Below are 16,490 nucleotides of genomic sequence, written 5' to 3'. Positions count from 1 at the left end.
GTAACGGTAACACTGTAGAGGGGAGCACATTGATGAGCACGTCAGACGATATCCATAACACGACAGCCACTGGCAAATGCCCGTTCCATCAGGGCGGTCACGACCAGAGCGCGGGTGGGGGCACAACCACGCGCGACTGGTGGCCAAATCAACTCCGTGTTGACCTGTTAAACCAACATTCTAATCGTTCTAACCCGCTGGGTGAGGACTTTGACTACCGCAAAGAATTCAGCAAATTAGATTACTACGGCCTGAAAAAAGATCTGAAAGCCCTGCTGACAGAATCTCAACCGTGGTGGCCCGCCGACTGGGGCAGCTACGCCGGTCTGTTTATTCGTATGGCCTGGCACGGCGCGGGTACTTACCGTTCAATCGACGGTCGCGGCGGCGCGGGTCGTGGTCAGCAACGTTTTGCACCGCTGAACTCCTGGCCGGATAACGTAAGCCTCGATAAAGCGCGTCGCCTGTTGTGGCCAATCAAACAGAAATATGGTCAGAAAATCTCCTGGGCCGACCTGTTTATCCTCGCGGGTAACGTGGCGCTGGAAAACTCCGGCTTCCGTACCTTCGGTTTTGGTGCCGGTCGTGAAGACGTCTGGGAACCGGATCTGGACGTTAACTGGGGTGATGAAAAAGCCTGGCTGACTCACCGTCATCCGGAAGCGCTGGCGAAAGCACCGCTGGGCGCAACCGAGATGGGCCTGATTTACGTTAACCCGGAAGGCCCGGATCACAGCGGTGAACCGCTCTCTGCGGCTGCGGCCATCCGCGCGACCTTCGGCAACATGGGCATGAACGACGAAGAAACCGTGGCGCTGATTGCGGGTGGTCATACACTGGGTAAAACCCACGGTGCCGGTCCGACTTCTAACGTAGGTCCTGATCCAGAAGCTGCACCGATTGAAGAACAAGGTTTAGGCTGGGCGAGCACTTACGGCAGCGGCGTTGGCGCAGATGCCATCACCTCTGGTCTGGAAGTGGTCTGGACTCAGACACCGACCCAGTGGAGCAACTATTTCTTCGAGAACCTGTTCAAATATGAGTGGGTACAGACCCGCAGCCCGGCTGGCGCAATCCAGTTCGAAGCGGTAGACGCACCGGAAATTATCCCGGATCCGTTTGATCCGTCGAAGAAACGTAAACCGACAATGCTGGTGACTGACTTGACGCTGCGTTTTGATCCGGAGTTCGAGAAGATCTCTCGTCGCTTCCTCAACGATCCGCAGGCGTTCAACGAAGCCTTTGCCCGTGCTTGGTTCAAACTGACGCACAGGGATATGGGACCGAAATCTCGCTACATCGGGCCGGAAGTACCGAAAGAAGATCTGATCTGGCAAGATCCGCTGCCGCAGCCGATCTACAACCCGACCGAGCAGGACATTATCGATCTGAAATTCGCGATTGCGGATTCTGGTCTGTCTGTCAGCGAACTGGTGTCGGTGGCCTGGGCGTCTGCTTCAACCTTCCGTGGTGGAGACAAACGCGGTGGTGCCAACGGTGCGCGTCTGGCATTAATGCCGCAACGTGACTGGGACGTGAACGCCGCAGCCGTTCGTGCCCTGCCAGTTCTGGAGAAAATTCAGAAAGAGTCTGGCAAAGCTTCGCTGGCGGATATCATTGTGCTGGCTGGTGTGGTTGGCGTAGAGAAAGCCGCAAGCGCCGCAGGTTTGAGCATTCATGTACCGTTTACGCCGGGCCGCGTTGATGCGCGTCAGGATCAAACTGACATTGAAATGTTTGAGCTGTTGGAGCCGATTGCTGACGGTTTCCGTAACTACCGCGCTCGTCTGGATGTTTCCACAACCGAGTCACTGCTGATTGATAAAGCCCAGCAACTGACGCTGACCGCGCCGGAAATGACCGCGCTGGTGGGCGGGATGCGCGTACTGGGTGCCAACTTCGATGGCAGCAAAAATGGCGTCTTCACTGACCGCGTTGGTGTATTGAGCAATGACTTCTTCGTGAACTTGCTGGACATGCGTTACGAGTGGAAAGCGACTGACGAATCGAAAGAGCTGTTCGAAGGTCGTGACCGTGAAACCGGCGAAGTGAAATACACGGCCAGCCGTGCGGATCTGGTCTTTGGTTCTAACTCAGTCCTGCGTGCGGTGGCGGAAGTTTATGCCAGCAGTGATGCTCACGAGAAATTTGTTAAAGACTTCGTGGCGGCATGGGTGAAAGTGATGAACCTCGACCGTTTCGACCTGCTGTAATCTGACCTTCTTCAGCGACTGTCTGTCTGGCAGTCGCTGAAGTTTTTTTACCGGCGTATAGTGTCCACAGGAAAACTACACACTGGATCTCTCATGTCTGCCGCAGGAAAGAGCAACCCACTGGCAATCAGTGGCCTGGTTGTGCTCACACTTATCTGGAGTTATAGCTGGATTTTCATGAAGCAAGTCACCAGCTACATCGGTGCCTTCGACTTTACCGCTTTACGCTGCATTTTCGGCACTCTCGTTTTATTCATCGTCCTTTTATTACGTGGTCGCGGAATGCGCCCGACGCCCTTTAAATACACCTTAGCCATTGCCCTGTTACAAACCTGCGGGATGGTTGGCCTGGCGCAGTGGGCGCTGGTGAGCGGCGGAGCGGGGAAGGTGGCGATCCTGAGCTATACCATGCCGTTCTGGGTGGTGATTTTCGCCGCGTTGTTTCTCGGTGAACGCCTGCGACGCGGGCAATATTTGGCGATTCTGATTGCCGCTTTCGGCTTATTTTTGGTGTTGCAGCCGTGGCAACTCGATTTCTCTTCGATGAAAAGCGCCATGCTGGCGATCCTCTCTGGTGTCAGTTGGGGGGCGAGTGCCATTGTCGCTAAACGCCTTTACGCCCGTCATCCGCGCGTGGATTTATTGTCGTTAACATCCTGGCAGATGCTGTATGCGGCGCTGGTGATGAGTGTGGTCGCTTCACTGGTGCCGCAACGTGAAATTGACTGGCAGCCCACCGTGTTCTGGGCGCTGGCCTACAGTGCGATTCTGGCGACAGCGCTGGCCTGGAGCTTATGGCTGTTTGTATTGAAAAACTTACCCGCCAGTATCGCCAGCCTAAGCACGTTAGCAGTTCCTGTTTGCGGCGTACTCTTTTCCTGGTGGCTGCTCGGTGAAAATCCGGGGGCCGTTGAAGGTAGCGGCATTGTGCTGATTGTGCTGGCACTGGCGCTGGTGAGCCGTAAGAAAAAAGAAGCCGTCAGCGTAAAAAGGATCTGAATTTTTTACAGGTGGGGCGAGCGCTCATTTAGCAAAATACCGATAGTGCCCCACCATCTGCCAACTAAACAGCACGTCTTCTTCCTGCGCGCCTGCGCCAATGTTATGTATCACCAGCGGCGTACCGTCGCGGGCGAAGCCATCTGAAACCACCCCAATATGTGCCAGCCCATTATCTAATCGCCAGGAGACAATATCGCCCGCTTGGTAGTCACTGGCGTTTTTGCTGGTGGGGCGCGTTTTATCGTGGCGGGTAAACCAGGTTTCCAGATTAGGCACCCGACGGTGATCGATGTTGCTGTCCGGGCGCTTTAACTTCCACTTTTGCGGATAATCGGCAAAATTCTTCGCCATATCTTCGTGAACCAGTTTCTGCAAATCGACCTTCTGGCTGCGCAGAGCACGGATCACCACATCGGAACATACACCGCGTTCTTGTGGGACATCACCGCCAGGATAAGTAAGCTGCACATACGCCGGATCGTAAAATAGCGTGCTGCCAATTTGCTGTCTGGCACCGTCTGCGATGGCAAGATTGGTGTTGGCCTGGATTTGTACCACGGTTGGTGGAACAGCGGGAGATTTTAAGGAGTAACTGGTAAATACCGTCAGAAGACTGAACAACGCCAGTGAAGCTTTCATCTGTTTCGTCCGTGAAAAAATATTCACAGATTCGACCTTCAGAGCGTTTGAATGTTCTGTGAGGGAAATGTCCGGAAGCGGATAAAAAACTCCCGCTGACGCGGGAGTTTGGTGTGGATTATTCCCACTCTTGCAGGAAACGCTGACCGTACTGGTCGGCTACCAGCAGCGCGGCATATACTTCATCTGGTGTTGCGCCGCCAGGCATGTTGTGGATGGTTTCACCTTCTGCACAAGATGCTTCCGCAACAATGCGCATTTTCGCCGGGATATCTTCTTTAATATCCAGTTGCGCCAGCGTGATCGGCAGGCCAACGGAATGGCACAGGGCGGCAACAGTTTCGATCTCTTCCAGCGGAGCATTTTCCAGTACCAGCTGCGTCAGTGTACCAAATGCCACTTTTTCACCGTGATAATAGTGATGCGCATCTGGAATAGCGGTCAGGCCGTTATGTACTGCGTGCGCCGCAGCCAGACCTCCACTTTCAAAGCCTACACCGCTTAAATAGGTGTTCGCTTCAATCACGCGTTCCAGCGCAGGGGTTACTACATGCTGTTCGGCGGCAAGCATCGCTTTTTCGCCTTCTTCCAGCAGAGTGTTGTAGCACAGTTCAGCCAGCGCAAGAGCTGCCTGGGTACACTTACCGCCCGCCATAGTGGTAGCGCCGCTACGGGAACAGGCGCGTGCTTCAAACCAGGTTGCCAGCGCATCACCGATACCCGCTGCTAACAGACGTGCAGGCGCGCCAGCAACAATTTTGGTATCAACAATAACGCGTTCCGGGTTGTTTGGCAGCAACAGGTAGCGGTCAAACTCGCCGTCGTCGGTGTAGATAACAGACAACGCACTGCACGGTGCGTCGGTAGAGGCGATGGTCGGTGCGATTGCAACCGGTACACTCATGTAGTGAGCCAGTGCTTTAGCGGTATCGAGGGTTTTACCACCACCGATACCGAGAATTGCGCCACACTGGGCAGTCTCCGCGATGCCGCGCAGACGGTCGATCTCATTTTGTGAACATTCGCCGCCAAACGGTGCGATTTCAACAACCAGCCCGGCATCTTTAAAGCTTTGCTCTACGGTAGCCTGAGCAAATCCTAATACAAATTTATCACCAACAACTAACCAGCGTTCTGCCAGTGGTTTCAGGTATTCGCCCAGACGATTAATGACATCAGCACCCTGGATGTATTTACCTGGAGATTGAATAATACGGTCCATAATAGTTCCCTTAGAGATTGATATTGCCAAATGTAGCTTTCCAGTCGTGTTCAAACTTCTCTATAGCTGACTCTACCGCAGGCGTATTGAGCATTTGTTGCGCTACATCTAAAGGTAGGGTGATGGACTCACATCCTGCCAGCAAACAATCCAGCGCCTGACGCGGTGTTTTAAAGCTGGCAGCCAGCACCATGCTTTCTGGCGCGTGCATTTCCAACAGCGCTTGCAGCTCCTGAACCGTACGAATGCCGTCACCGCCCTGGGCGTCTACGCGGTTAACATACGGAGCAACGTATTTTGCCCCTGCCAGTGCGGCCAGTAACCCTTGAGCGGCACTATATACAGCGGTGCCAAGTGTAGTAATACCCTCTTTTTTCAGCATCTTAATGGCGGCCAGACCTTCGGAAGTCACCGGGATTTTCACCACGATGCCCGGAATGGCGTCGCGCAGGCGCTTCGCTTCTTCCACCATCCCCTGCGCGTCACGACTCATGGTCTGAGCAAACAGAATGCCCTCATCACCAATCGCTTTTTGCAGACGCGGTAGCACTTCCCAGATGGACTCCTTGCTGGCAGCGATAATGCTCGGGTTAGTTGTCACCCCGGTAATCGGGAATATGCGTGCCAGACGTTCGACTTCTGCGACGTTAGCGGTGTCCAGATACAGTTCCATGATGTTTCCTTTTAAAGTTCCAGTTCATGTTGCAGCAGGCTGGCGATAGCGTCGGCAGAGGCGGCGTTAACCAGCGCGTTACGGAATTCTTCGTGCATGATGCGGCGAGCGAGGCGCGAGAAAATGCGCATATGTTGATCGCCTGCGGCGTGTTTGTTCAGTGTTAACATGATGATGAATTGCGCTTCATCATCTCCCCAGCGCACCGGCGCTTGCAGACGCGCCACGCTGATGGTGGACTGCTCAATATGTTCCGATTTGCTGTGGGGAATGGCAAAACTAAAGCCCAGACCGGTAGAGAAAACGGCCTCACGCGCCCACAAGTCGGCTTCCAGTTTACGCGGATAGCGGCAGCGGCCCGCCAGCAGCAGGTTATCGGTCATGCCTTTGAGCACTTCTTCTTTGCTGCGCCAGTCACTTTCAAGCGTGATGCACTCGGCGGTGACCAGCGGTGCGTCCTGTTGCGTCATGCGGAATTGCGCCAGCAGGTGTTCCACTTCCAGCGAAGTGCGGCAGGCCATCGCCTGGTTGAGCAACTTGCGGCACTCACGGCTATCAAGTTGCGCCATCCGCGCTTTCGCCGCTGGAATTGACGGTGCACTCATGCTCAGTTCATCCAGCCCTAAACCGACCAGCAACGGCAGCACGGAACCTTTCGCCCCCAGTTCACCGCACAGACCAATCCATTTGCCCTGGCGATGCACTGCCTGCACGGCGTAATCAAGCGCTCGTAAGAATGCCGGATTCAGGCTGTTGTAGTGACGAGTTACCTTAGCGTTATCGCGATCCACTGCCAGCAGATATTGCGTCAGGTCATTACTACCAATACTAAAGAAATCAATCTCTTCACAGCATTGATCGATGATGAACATCACTGACGGCACTTCCAGCATAATGCCGAGCTGGATCTTCTCATCAAACGGAATGTGTTCGTTACGCAGCTGCTGTTTAGCTTCCGCCAGTTTTTCTTTCACCCATAAGATCTCTTCCATTGAAGAGATCATCGGGATCATAATTTTCAGGCTGCCATGAGCGGAGGCACGGAGGATCGACCGTAGCTGCGTGGTAAATAACGACGCGTACTCTTCATAAATACGCACGGCGCGATAACCGAGGAACGGGTTAGTTTCTGCGGGAATATTCAGATAATCAACGGGTTTGTCACCGCCAATATCCATAGTGCGCACAATAATGCTGCGTCCGTTGGCGGATTCCAGCGCCTGACAAAAAATGTTGTACAACTCGCTTTCGCCCGGTGCGCTGGTGCGATCCATATAGAGCATTTCAGTGCGGAACAAACCAACGCCTTCCGCACCATTGCCGAATGCGGTCTGCGCTTCGACGGAGTGAGCGATGTTAGCGGCAATTTCAATGCGGATACCGTCAGCGGTACGGGCTTGTTGGGTCAGCCAGACACGTTGTTGCTCACGCAGTGCGTCCTGCACGCGGGCTTCTTGTTGATAATAACGCGCCACCGCGTCTGTCGGTTCGACTACAATCGCCCCGGCATTACCGTCGATATAAATCGTTTGATGCTGCCACGGAGTAAGGGCATCAATATCCACACCAACCAGTGTCGGAATGTTGAACGAACGGGCAAGGATCACCGTGTGTGAGGTAGTGCCGCCACTTTTCAGCAACAGACCTTTGAGGTGATTTTTATCCAGTTCGAGGAACTGGCTAGGGGTCAGTTCATCAGCCATACAAATGGCGGGCTGCGTCAGCTTGCCCGGTGCCGGAAAGCGTTGCTCACCGTAGATTTGCTGGAGTAACTGGAAGCAGACATCGCGCACATCCAGCGCACGTTCTTGCAGGTAGCTGCTGCTGGAACGGGAAAACTCTTCACAAAAGTGATTCGCGCTGGCAACAATTGCTTCGGCACAGCTTAATCCGGCGCTGACGCCTGCCAGTAAATGTTCGCGCAGGGAAGTATCGCCAGCCAGGGATCGGTGCGCTTCCAGAATCGCGCTGGTAGCACCGTCGCTATCCAGCAGACGAAACTCAATGTTTTTCAGTACCAGTGTCAGGCCGTTTTCCAGCGCGGATTGCTCGGCGTCAACGCCTTTGGCTGCGGGGAGGTTACCCAGCGTATTGAGATCTAAAGAAGAGATCGGCGTCAGAATGCCGCCTGCGCTACCGCTGCACACGGTGCGAGCGCGGATAATTTGCGGATTCAGATTGGTCAGTGAAACCGGCAGCGGCTCCAGTTCGTCAGATTTAACTTCTGCCAGTGGCGCATCGCAGTGGGGAAATTCATCACGCAGCCATTGGCTTAAACGCTGGTGCGCTTCCTGTTCATCGGCCCCGGAAATCAGTAACTGGCACTTATCGCCCACCAGCGTATCGGTGCCAATCAGCGCAAGAGCGCTTTTGGCGTTGCCCTTACGGTCACTGCGCAGGTTATGCCACTCAATTTGTGATGAAAAAGTATTACACAGCGTTTCAACGTGGCTTGCCGGACGTGCATGTACGCCGTTAGGCAGCTCACAAATAAATTCCACAATCAGGGCCATTGCCTCTCTCCCGGTACGGTTTTCTGTTTACAGGATAAGAGCGCACGGCAACGGCCTGCCATGTGACAAAACTGCCAAAAGCTGGACAAATGTAATGTAACCGTCAATTTGCGACGCGTCTCACAAGACGCCGTTTTGCGGCAGGCTTCCGGGTTATCGCAAGTTATGAGGCGGATCGCATTTTTGTACTGATATTACAAAAGTCCAGTAAATGGCCTTTTTATCCACTGTTTGCTCTGCCTGCGATTGCCTATTGTTTCCTTCATCAAAAATATGGACATGGGCTTTCGCAAGCCCGGGAGCAGCTTATGAATGAGTTGGTGCAGATCCTGAAAAATACCCGTCAGCATTTAATGACGGGCGTTTCACACATGATTCCCTTCGTGGTATCGGGCGGTATTTTGCTGGCGGTTTCCGTCATGTTGTATGGCAAAGGTGCAGTGCCGGATGCCGTAGCCGATCCGAATCTGAAAAAACTGTTTGATATCGGCGTTGCAGGCTTGACGCTGATGGTGCCTTTCCTCGCCGCTTACATCGGCTATTCCATTGCAGAACGCTCTGCGCTGGCTCCGTGCGCTATCGGTGCCTGGGTTGGTAACAGCTTTGGTGCGGGCTTCTTTGGCGCGCTGATCGCCGGGATTATCGGCGGCATCGTGGTGCATTACCTGAAGAAAATTCCGGTGCATAAAGTTCTGCGCTCGGTGATGCCAATCTTCATCATTCCGATCGTCGGCACACTGATTACTGCTGGTGTCATGATGTGGGGACTGGGCGAGCCGGTGGGGGCGTTGACCAACAGCCTGACCCAGTGGCTTCAGGGCATGCAACAAGGCAGCGTAGTGATGCTGGCGGTGATCATGGGATTGATGCTGGCCTTTGATATGGGCGGCCCGGTTAACAAAGTGGCCTATGCCTTCATGCTGATCTGTGTGGCTCAGGGCGTTTATACCGTGGTGGCCATTGCTGCCGTGGGGATCTGTGTTCCACCGCTGGGTATGGGGCTGGCGACGCTGATTGGTCGTAAAAATTTCTCTGCAGAAGAGCGTGAAACCGGCAAAGCGGCGCTGGTGATGGGGTGCGTTGGTGTCACCGAAGGGGCGATTCCTTTCGCCGCTGCCGATCCGTTGCGAGTCATTCCTTCCATCATGGTCGGTTCTGTTTGTGGTGCGGTAACTGCGGCGCTGGTCGGTGCGCAGTGCTATGCAGGCTGGGGTGGTCTGATTGTGCTGCCTGTGGTTGAAGGCAAGCTGGGTTATATCGCAGCAGTGGCTGTCGGGGCAGTAGTGACAGCAGTTTGTGTGAACGTGCTGAAAAGTCTGGCGCGTAAAAATGGGTCTTCATCTGATGAAAAAGAAGACGACCTGGATTTGGATTTTGAAATTAATTGAGGAACGAGCCATGACGAAAATTATTGCAGTAACCGCATGTCCTTCAGGTGTTGCCCATACTTATATGGCAGCAGAGGCACTGGAAAGCGCCGCGAAAGCGAAAGGCTGGGAAGTGAAAGTAGAAACCCAGGGGTCAATTGGTCTGGAAAATGAACTGACAGCGGAAGACGTGGCGAGCGCCGATATGGTGATTCTGACCAAAGATATCGGCATCAAGTTTGAAGAGCGTTTTGCTGGCAAGACCATCGTGCGTGTCAACATCAGCGACGCGGTAAAACGCGCTGACGCCATTATGAGCAAAATTGAAGCTCACCTGGCGCAAACCGCTTAAGTTCTTATCCCGCTCGCAAGGGCGGGGTCGCTTTCCCACAGGAGTTCCTCATGACGAATCGTATCTCTCGCCTCAAAACTGCACTGTTTGCCAATACCCGTGAAATCTCGCTGGAGCGGGCGCTGCTTTATACCGCCAGCCATCGGCAAACCGAAGGCGAACCAGTGATATTGCGCCGGGCGAAAGCAACAGCGTATATCCTTGAACATGTTGAAATTTCGATTCGTGATGAAGAACTGATTGCTGGTAACCGTACCGTAAAACCGCGCGCCGGGATTATGTCGCCGGAAATGGACCCTTACTGGCTGCTGAAAGAGCTGGATCAATTTCCGACGCGACCGCAGGACCGCTTCGCCATTAGTGAAGAAGATAAACGTATCTACCGCGAAGAACTGTTCCCATACTGGGAAAAACGTTCGATGAAAGATTTCATTAACGGGCAGATGACGGATGAAGTAAAAGCCGCGACCAGCACGCAGATTTTCAGTATCAACCAGACAGATAAAGGCCAGGGGCACATCATTATTGATTACCCGCGCCTGCTGAATCACGGGCTGGGTGAGCTGGTGGCGCAGATGCAGCAACATTGCCAGCAACAGCCGGAGAATCACTTTTATCAGGCTGCGCTGTTATTGCTCGAAGCCTCGCAGAAACACATTTTGCGTTACGCCGAACTGGCGGAAACGATGGCGGCAAATTGCACTGATGCCCAGCGTCGCGAAGAACTGCTGACTATCGCGGAGATCTCCCGCCATAACGCCGAACATAAGCCGCAGACGTTCTGGCAAGCGTGCCAGTTGTTCTGGTACATGAACATCATTCTGCAATACGAATCCAACGCCAGCTCGCTGTCTTTAGGGCGCTTCGACCAGTATATGTTGCCTTTCTATCAGGCATCATTAACCCAGGGCGAAGATCCGGCGTTCCTGAAAGAACTGCTCGAATCTTTATGGGTGAAATGCAATGACATCGTGCTGTTACGTTCCACCAGCAGCGCGCGCTATTTCGCAGGTTTCCCGACCGGCTATACCGCACTGCTCGGCGGTTTAACCGAAAACGGACGTAGCGCGGTGAACGTGCTTTCGTTCCTTTGCCTCGATGCCTATCAAAGCGTGCAATTACCGCAACCGAACCTGGGTGTGCGCACTAACGCCTTGATCGACACGCCGTTCCTGATGAAAACCGCAGAAACCATTCGCCTCGGCACGGGTATTCCGCAAATCTTCAACGATGAAGTGGTGGTGCCAGCGTTCCTCAATCGTGGCGTTTCGCTGGAAGATGCGCGCGATTATTCCGTAGTGGGTTGCGTGGAGTTATCTATTCCTGGCAGAACCTATGGTCTGCATGACATCGCGATGTTTAACCTGCTGAAAGTGATGGAAATCTGCCTGCATGAAAATGAAGGTAATGCCGCGCTGAGTTATGAAGGTTTGCTGGGACAGATCCGCGCCAAGATCAGCCACTACATCACCCTGATGGTTGAAGGCAGCAATATTTGTGATATCGGTCACCGTGACTGGGCTCCTGTACCGCTGCTCTCGTCGTTTATCAGCGATTGTCTGGAAAAAGGCCGCGATATTACCGATGGCGGCGCGCGTTATAACTTCTCCGGCGTACAGGGGATCGGTATCGCCAACCTGAGCGATTCTCTCCATGCGTTGAAAGGGATGGTTTTTGAGCAACAGCGTTTAAGTTTTGACGAATTGCTGTCGGTATTAAAAGCCAACTTCGCAACGCCAGAAGGCGAAAAAGTCCGCGCTCGCTTAATTAACCGCTTTGAGAAATACGGTAACGATATCGACGAGGTGGATAACATTAGCGCCGAACTCCTGCGTCATTACTGCAAAGAAGTGGAAAAATACCAGAACCCGCGCGGCGGCTACTTCACGCCAGGATCGTATACCGTTTCTGCTCATGTCCCGTTGGGAGCGGTGGTTGGTGCGACGCCAGACGGTCGTTTTGCCGGGGAACAACTGGCAGACGGTGGCTTGTCTCCCATGCTGGGCCAGGATGCACAAGGACCAACGGCGGTACTGAAATCAGTCAGCAAGCTCGATAACACGCTGCTTTCTAACGGTACGTTGCTGAACGTGAAATTCACTCCGGCGACCCTGGAAGGTGAAGCGGGATTACGCAAACTGGCTGACTTCTTACGGGCATTTACCCAGCTTAAGTTACAACACATTCAGTTTAACGTGGTGAACGCCGACACGTTGCGGGAAGCGCAACAGCGCCCACAAGATTATGCCGGGCTGGTGGTGCGCGTTGCCGGATACAGCGCCTTCTTTGTCGAACTGTCGAAGGAGATACAGGATGACATCATCCGCCGGACAGCGCATCAGCTGTAACGTTGTGGAAACGCGCCGAGATGATGTGGCGCGCATTTTCAACATTCAGCGTTATTCACTGAATGACGGCGAGGGCATTCGTACGGAGGTCTTTTTTAAAGGCTGCCCGCATCTTTGCCCGTGGTGTGCTAATCCGGAGTCGATCTCCGGCAAAATCCAGACGGTGCGCAGAGAGGCGAAATGCCTGCACTGCGCAAAATGTTTGCGTGATGCGGATGAATGCCCCTCCGGCGCGTTTGAACGGATTGGTCGTGATATCAGCCTTGACGCGCTGGAGCGGGAAGTGATGAAAGATGACATTTTCTTTCGCGCGTCCGGCGGTGGCGTCACGCTTTCTGGCGGCGAAGTGTTAATGCAGGCGGAGTTTGCTACCCGTTTTTTACAGCGACTTCGTCTGTGGGGCGTGTCATGCGCCATCGAAACTGCCGGGGACGCGCCAGCCAGCAAGCTGTTACCGCTGGCGAAATTGTGCGATGAAGTGTTGTTCGATTTAAAAATAATGGATGCAACTCAGGCGCGGGATGTGGTGAAGATGAACCTGCCGCGCGTGCTGGAGAACCTGCGTTTGCTGGTGAGTGAGGGTGTCAACGTGATACCGCGTTTACCGCTGATCCCTGGTTTCACGCTCAGTCGGGAGAATATGCAGCAGGCGCTGGACGTACTGATCCCGCTGAATATCAGGCAGATCCATCTGTTACCGTTTCACCAGTACGGCGAACCGAAATACCGCCTGCTGGGGAAAACATGGTCGATGAAAGAGGTGCCTGCGCCGTCGTCAGCCGATGTGACAACGATGCGCGAAATGGCAGAACGGGCCGGATTTCAGGTTACCGTGGGAGGTTAAAATGGCGTACCTGGTGGCAGTAACCGCCTGCGTAAGCGGCGTGGCGCATACTTATATGGCGGCGGAACGGCTGGAAAAGTTGTGCCAGTTAGAGAAGTGGGGCGTCAGCATTGAAACTCAGGGTGCTTTGGGAACGGAGAATCGTTTAGCGGACGAGGATATCCGCCGGGCGGATGTTGCGCTGTTGATTACGGATATTGAACTTGCCGGTGCTGAGCGATTTGAACATTGCCGCTACGTGCAATGCAGCATCTACGCGTTCCTGCGTGAGCCGCAGCGGGTGATGAGCGCGGTGCGTAAAGTGCTTTCTGCGCCGCAGCAAACCCATCTTATTCTGGAGTAGTCGGTTTTTCTGTCAGTTGGCTATGGTATTGCCGACGATATTCCGACGGCGAGCGTTCGGTGTTTTTACGAAACAGACGGCAGAAGTAGTTGCTGTCAACAAAGCCGCAGGCGTGCGCCACTTCTTTTACCTTCAGGTCATAGCCTTTCAATAACGTCTTAGCGTGTTCCAGTCGCGTGTGATTCAGGTATTCGTTAAATCCAATGGCCCCCGTTTTTTGAAACAGGTGCGAGAGGTAATTTGGCGAAATATAGAACGCCTGTGCGACAGATTCGCGGGTAAGCGCGGTGGCATAGTGTTCGTCGATATAATCGCGAATAGCTTCAAATAGTGCCTGGCTACGTGAGGCGGTCTGTATTTGGCTACCGAGCAAATCGCGGCAGTGGCTAAGCAGGCTGGTGACGATAAGCCTTGCTGTTTGCTGCTCCTGTGGCTGCATTTGCATTTCATTGAGCGTTTGTAGCAGAAAAGAACCAATGCGCGGGCCGCGTCGGGCGACGTGTTGCTTCGCCAGATTTTGATACTGTTTGCCATCCCATTGCACGACGCTGAAACCGAGTTGCTGTTTGCCAAACAGCACGCTAAAGGTGGTCGCGGGGGCTTGCCATTGTGGGAAATTCCAGCCGCCAGCGGGAACGTACAGCACATCGCCGGGAACTAACGTTGCGCCAGCGCCGGTATCAACAAATTCACCTTCCAGCACTATTTCCAGCCGTGGAAAATCGACCTGATACGCAAGATCGGGCGCCGGACCGTTGCTGCTGGCAAAGTAAATCTGGCGCAGCGACAGCGGGCCGTTTATCAGGCGGGAGAGCAGATAGCTGACGTCGTGATACATGTTATTCCCTTAGGTATGTAGACGGGAAAACAGTAACTGGCATTATGAAAAAAGGCCACCTGAAAAGTGTGGCCTGATGGGAGTTCGATGTAAACATTGCGGCGGTTTCAGTCGCCTTGTATTGCCGGATGCGGCGTAGACGCCTTATCTGGCCTACTGCCGCGATCTGTAGGCCGGATAAGACGCTTCATTCAGGCGTCGCATCCGGCAAATAGCACCAGGCTGATAATTACTGATTACCCACCTGATCGCCATACGGCAGAGTGTCGTAATCGATCAGCGCGTTTTTCTTGTACGGGTTACCAATCCAGCGGGTGGTTTCTTTGAACTGCGGGTTTACCACCGAGCGGGTTGGGTCGTAACCGTCGTAAGATAAGCCTGCCAAATCTGACCAGGTGTGGATCAGTTCCGCCAGGCTGTATTTCCGATCAACATCCTGCGAGAAATCATGCGGATGCGTGGCCTGCCATTTTTCTGACGTCCACAGCAAGAACGGAATGGTGTACATGTGGCGCGTCGGATTGTCTTCATTACGCCCCTGAGTTTTGTGCGGTGGCGTGTCGTAAACCTCTTCACCGTGGTCAGAGAAGTAAACCAGGAAACCGTTCGGGTCTGCTGCTTTAAAGTCTTTAATCAGGCTGGCAACCACATGATCGTTATACAGGTTAGCGTTATCATAATCGTTATATGACTCCAGCTCTTCTGCGCTTAATCCAGGCGGAACATGATCGGTATTGCCATCAAACTTGCCCTGATTTTCCGGGTAGCGGTATTTGTATTTGATATGCGTACCCAGCAGATGAACGATGATCAGTTTCTTCGGCGCAGGGTCCTTCAGCACCTCCTGGAACGGCTTCAGCACGTTGGTGTCGTATTCACGCGCACTCTGCGTACGTTGCTGGTTCATGTAGTACTGCTTGTCGGTCTGCTTCGAAAATACCGTCAGCATGGTATTGCGGGCGGTCATCGTCTGCTGGTTGGTGATCCAGAAGGTTTTATAACCTGCCTGTTTCATCATGTTCATCAGCGACGGCTGCGTCAGATACAGATCCGGGTTCTTTTCATTGGCAAAGGTCAGCGCTTGTTGCAGGATTTCAATGGTATACGGACGCGATGTGACCACGTTATTGAACACGCTCAGATTCGGGTCGGTTTTATGCAGCGCATCCAGCTCCGGCGTGGTTTCACGCGGATAACCGTACAGGCTCATGCGGCCACGCTGGGTTGATTCGCCAATCACCAGTACCAGGGTGCGCGGTTCGTTACCCGATTCATCTTTGAAATTAGCCAGTGGCGGCAGCGCGTTGTTTTCGTTGAGTAATTTGGTCAGCGAGTTAAGTTGCTGGCGGTACTGGTAGTAGCCGGTAATAAATTGCCATGGTGCTGCGGGTTCCATGCGCGATGCCAGACTATCCAGCGTTTTTTCAATCGGTTTGCCTTTGATGATGGTGTTCATGGTGATCGGATGCAGGATCAAGCCGTAAAGCAGGGCAAACGAAATGAGATAACGCCAGGGCGAAGGAATGTAGACCGGGCGCAGACGTGTCCAGAGCAGGATTGCCACCGCCGTATAAGCCAGCGCAATCAGCACAATCTTCAGACTAAAATATTGGCTTAAATATTCGCTGGCTTCGTTGGCGTTGGTTTCGAACATGACGAACAGGACGCTTTGCGAAAATTCCTGACCATAAATCACATAATAACTGAGTGCTGCCAGCGAGGCCGCCCAGAGCATTACGCCAATCACCGCAGCGATAATTTTTGTTCTGTTAGGGAAGAGAAAAACGGGGATTAACCAAAGGGAACTGAACAACAGGGAGTCACGGATACCAGTGGTGCCGCTGTAGCCGGTGATATAAATGATGGCCTGAAGAAGTGTGGAGAAAAACCAAAAATAGAGTAATGCCCAGCCCAGGGCTTTCCAGCTAAAAGGGGCTTTAGCCTGGAGTTGAGTGGAATGCATAATAGAAACCTGTCTTCAAAAATAACGCCAACAGTAGCGAAATAACCTTAAGGAGATCTGAAACCTGAGTACATCAACAGATATCCAAAAGCTGAATAAAATGCAGACAGAAATATATTGAAAACTACATGGATATGACAGCAGTATTTCAAGAAACCCTCGTGCGATTGCAC

13 protein-coding genes are annotated in these 16,490 nt (G+C 53.2%); 7 read left to right on the top strand and 6 right to left on the bottom strand.

Annotated features, from left to right (window positions below):
* Positions 1 to 32 precede the first annotated feature (32 nt).
* Together katG and yijE are read left to right on the top strand one after the other, a co-directional pair.
* On the top strand, positions 33 to 2,213 hold the full coding sequence (katG, locus tag EFER_RS19095; protein ID WP_002431808.1) for a catalase/peroxidase HPI: 2,181 nt from the start codon (positions 33 to 35) through the stop codon (positions 2,211 to 2,213).
* A 93-nt stretch (positions 2,214 to 2,306) separates the two neighbouring features.
* Positions 2,307 to 3,212: a cystine transporter YijE gene (gene yijE, locus EFER_RS19090; RefSeq protein ID WP_001271264.1), complete on the top strand. Its 906-nt coding sequence runs from the start codon at positions 2,307 to 2,309 to the stop codon at positions 3,210 to 3,212.
* A gap of 24 nt (positions 3,213 to 3,236) precedes the next feature.
* On the opposite strand, the gene EFER_RS19085 is transcribed toward yijE, so the two are convergent.
* The 4 genes from EFER_RS19085 to ptsP all read right to left on the bottom strand — a co-directional run bounded on the left by EFER_RS19085 (position 3,237) and on the right by ptsP (position 8,262).
* Complete coding sequence (locus EFER_RS19085; protein ID WP_000647863.1) at positions 3,237 to 3,854, bottom strand: DUF1287 domain-containing protein; 618 nt, start codon at positions 3,852 to 3,854, stop codon at positions 3,237 to 3,239.
* Positions 3,855 to 3,972: 118 nt separating this feature from the next.
* Entirely contained in the window at positions 3,973 to 5,076 is a 1,104-nt protein-coding gene (gldA, locus tag EFER_RS19080; RefSeq protein ID WP_000373980.1) for a bifunctional L-1,2-propanediol dehydrogenase/glycerol dehydrogenase, read from the bottom strand.
* A 10-nt stretch (positions 5,077 to 5,086) separates the two neighbouring features.
* Positions 5,087 to 5,749, bottom strand: coding sequence for a fructose-6-phosphate aldolase (gene fsa / locus EFER_RS19075; protein WP_000424876.1), 663 nt, complete (start codon positions 5,747 to 5,749; stop codon positions 5,087 to 5,089).
* An 11-nt stretch (positions 5,750 to 5,760) separates the two neighbouring features.
* Positions 5,761 to 8,262, bottom strand: a complete 2,502-nt coding sequence (gene ptsP / locus EFER_RS19070; protein ID WP_001174058.1) for a phosphoenolpyruvate--protein phosphotransferase — start codon at positions 8,260 to 8,262, stop codon at positions 5,761 to 5,763.
* Positions 8,263 to 8,570: 308 nt separating this feature from the next.
* On the opposite strand from ptsP, the gene EFER_RS19065 reads away from it, so the two are divergent.
* The 5 genes from EFER_RS19065 to EFER_RS19045 are packed head-to-tail and all read left to right on the top strand — an operon-like array spanning position 8,571 to position 13,516.
* Positions 8,571 to 9,650, top strand: coding sequence for a PTS fructose transporter subunit EIIC (locus EFER_RS19065; RefSeq protein WP_001004472.1), 1,080 nt, complete (start codon positions 8,571 to 8,573; stop codon positions 9,648 to 9,650).
* A 10-nt stretch (positions 9,651 to 9,660) separates the two neighbouring features.
* Positions 9,661 to 9,981, top strand: a complete 321-nt coding sequence (locus tag EFER_RS19060) for a PTS fructose-like transporter subunit IIB (RefSeq protein WP_000161265.1) — start codon at positions 9,661 to 9,663, stop codon at positions 9,979 to 9,981.
* A gap of 50 nt (positions 9,982 to 10,031) precedes the next feature.
* A complete protein-coding gene (locus EFER_RS19055) occupies positions 10,032 to 12,329 on the top strand; it encodes a formate C-acetyltransferase (RefSeq protein WP_000184819.1) in 2,298 nt (765 codons plus the stop codon).
* Positions 12,295 to 13,173, top strand: coding sequence for a [formate-C-acetyltransferase]-activating enzyme (locus tag EFER_RS19050; protein ID WP_000204091.1), 879 nt, complete (start codon positions 12,295 to 12,297; stop codon positions 13,171 to 13,173). Before EFER_RS19055 ends, EFER_RS19050 begins: the two co-directional genes overlap by 35 nt.
* A gap of 1 nt (position 13,174) precedes the next feature.
* Positions 13,175 to 13,516, top strand: a complete 342-nt coding sequence (locus EFER_RS19045; protein WP_000323849.1) for a PTS fructose-like transporter subunit IIB — start codon at positions 13,175 to 13,177, stop codon at positions 13,514 to 13,516.
* Here the strand turns inward: EFER_RS19045 and EFER_RS19040 are convergent.
* Together EFER_RS19040 and EFER_RS19035 are read right to left on the bottom strand one after the other, a co-directional pair.
* Entirely contained in the window at positions 13,503 to 14,354 is an 852-nt protein-coding gene (locus EFER_RS19040) for an AraC family transcriptional regulator (RefSeq protein WP_000274611.1), read from the bottom strand. The two genes, EFER_RS19045 and EFER_RS19040, sit on opposite strands and share 14 nt — an antisense overlap.
* 229 nt (positions 14,355 to 14,583) lie before the next feature.
* On the bottom strand, positions 14,584 to 16,317 hold the full coding sequence (locus EFER_RS19035) for a phosphoethanolamine transferase CptA (RefSeq protein WP_000556353.1): 1,734 nt from the start codon (positions 16,315 to 16,317) through the stop codon (positions 14,584 to 14,586).
* Between the last annotated feature and the right edge of the window lie 173 nt (positions 16,318 to 16,490).

The sequence above is a fragment of the Escherichia fergusonii ATCC 35469 genome (assembly GCF_000026225.1).
Taxonomy (GTDB): Bacteria; Pseudomonadota; Gammaproteobacteria; order Enterobacterales; family Enterobacteriaceae; genus Escherichia; species Escherichia fergusonii.
The sequence above is the reverse complement of the archived record's forward strand: the minus strand, read 5'-3'. Positions and strand labels throughout refer to the sequence as shown.

Coding starts and splice junctions, on each gene's coding strand:
- katG (WP_002431808.1), top strand. CDS start 33: ATGAGCACGTCAGACGATATCCATAACACGACAGCCACTGGCAAATGC.
- yijE (WP_001271264.1), top strand. CDS start 2,307: ATGTCTGCCGCAGGAAAGAGCAACCCACTGGCAATCAGTGGCCTGGTT.
- EFER_RS19085 (WP_000647863.1), bottom strand. CDS start 3,854: ATGAAAGCTTCACTGGCGTTGTTCAGTCTTCTGACGGTATTTACCAGT.
- gldA (WP_000373980.1), bottom strand. CDS start 5,076: ATGGACCGTATTATTCAATCTCCAGGTAAATACATCCAGGGTGCTGAT.
- fsa (WP_000424876.1), bottom strand. CDS start 5,749: ATGGAACTGTATCTGGACACCGCTAACGTCGCAGAAGTCGAACGTCTG.
- ptsP (WP_001174058.1), bottom strand. CDS start 8,262: ATGGCCCTGATTGTGGAATTTATTTGTGAGCTGCCTAACGGCGTACAT.
- EFER_RS19065 (WP_001004472.1), top strand. CDS start 8,571: ATGAATGAGTTGGTGCAGATCCTGAAAAATACCCGTCAGCATTTAATG.
- EFER_RS19060 (WP_000161265.1), top strand. CDS start 9,661: ATGACGAAAATTATTGCAGTAACCGCATGTCCTTCAGGTGTTGCCCAT.
- EFER_RS19055 (WP_000184819.1), top strand. CDS start 10,032: ATGACGAATCGTATCTCTCGCCTCAAAACTGCACTGTTTGCCAATACC.
- EFER_RS19050 (WP_000204091.1), top strand. CDS start 12,295: ATGACATCATCCGCCGGACAGCGCATCAGCTGTAACGTTGTGGAAACG.
- EFER_RS19045 (WP_000323849.1), top strand. CDS start 13,175: ATGGCGTACCTGGTGGCAGTAACCGCCTGCGTAAGCGGCGTGGCGCAT.
- EFER_RS19040 (WP_000274611.1), bottom strand. CDS start 14,354: ATGTATCACGACGTCAGCTATCTGCTCTCCCGCCTGATAAACGGCCCG.
- EFER_RS19035 (WP_000556353.1), bottom strand. CDS start 16,317: ATGCATTCCACTCAACTCCAGGCTAAAGCCCCTTTTAGCTGGAAAGCC.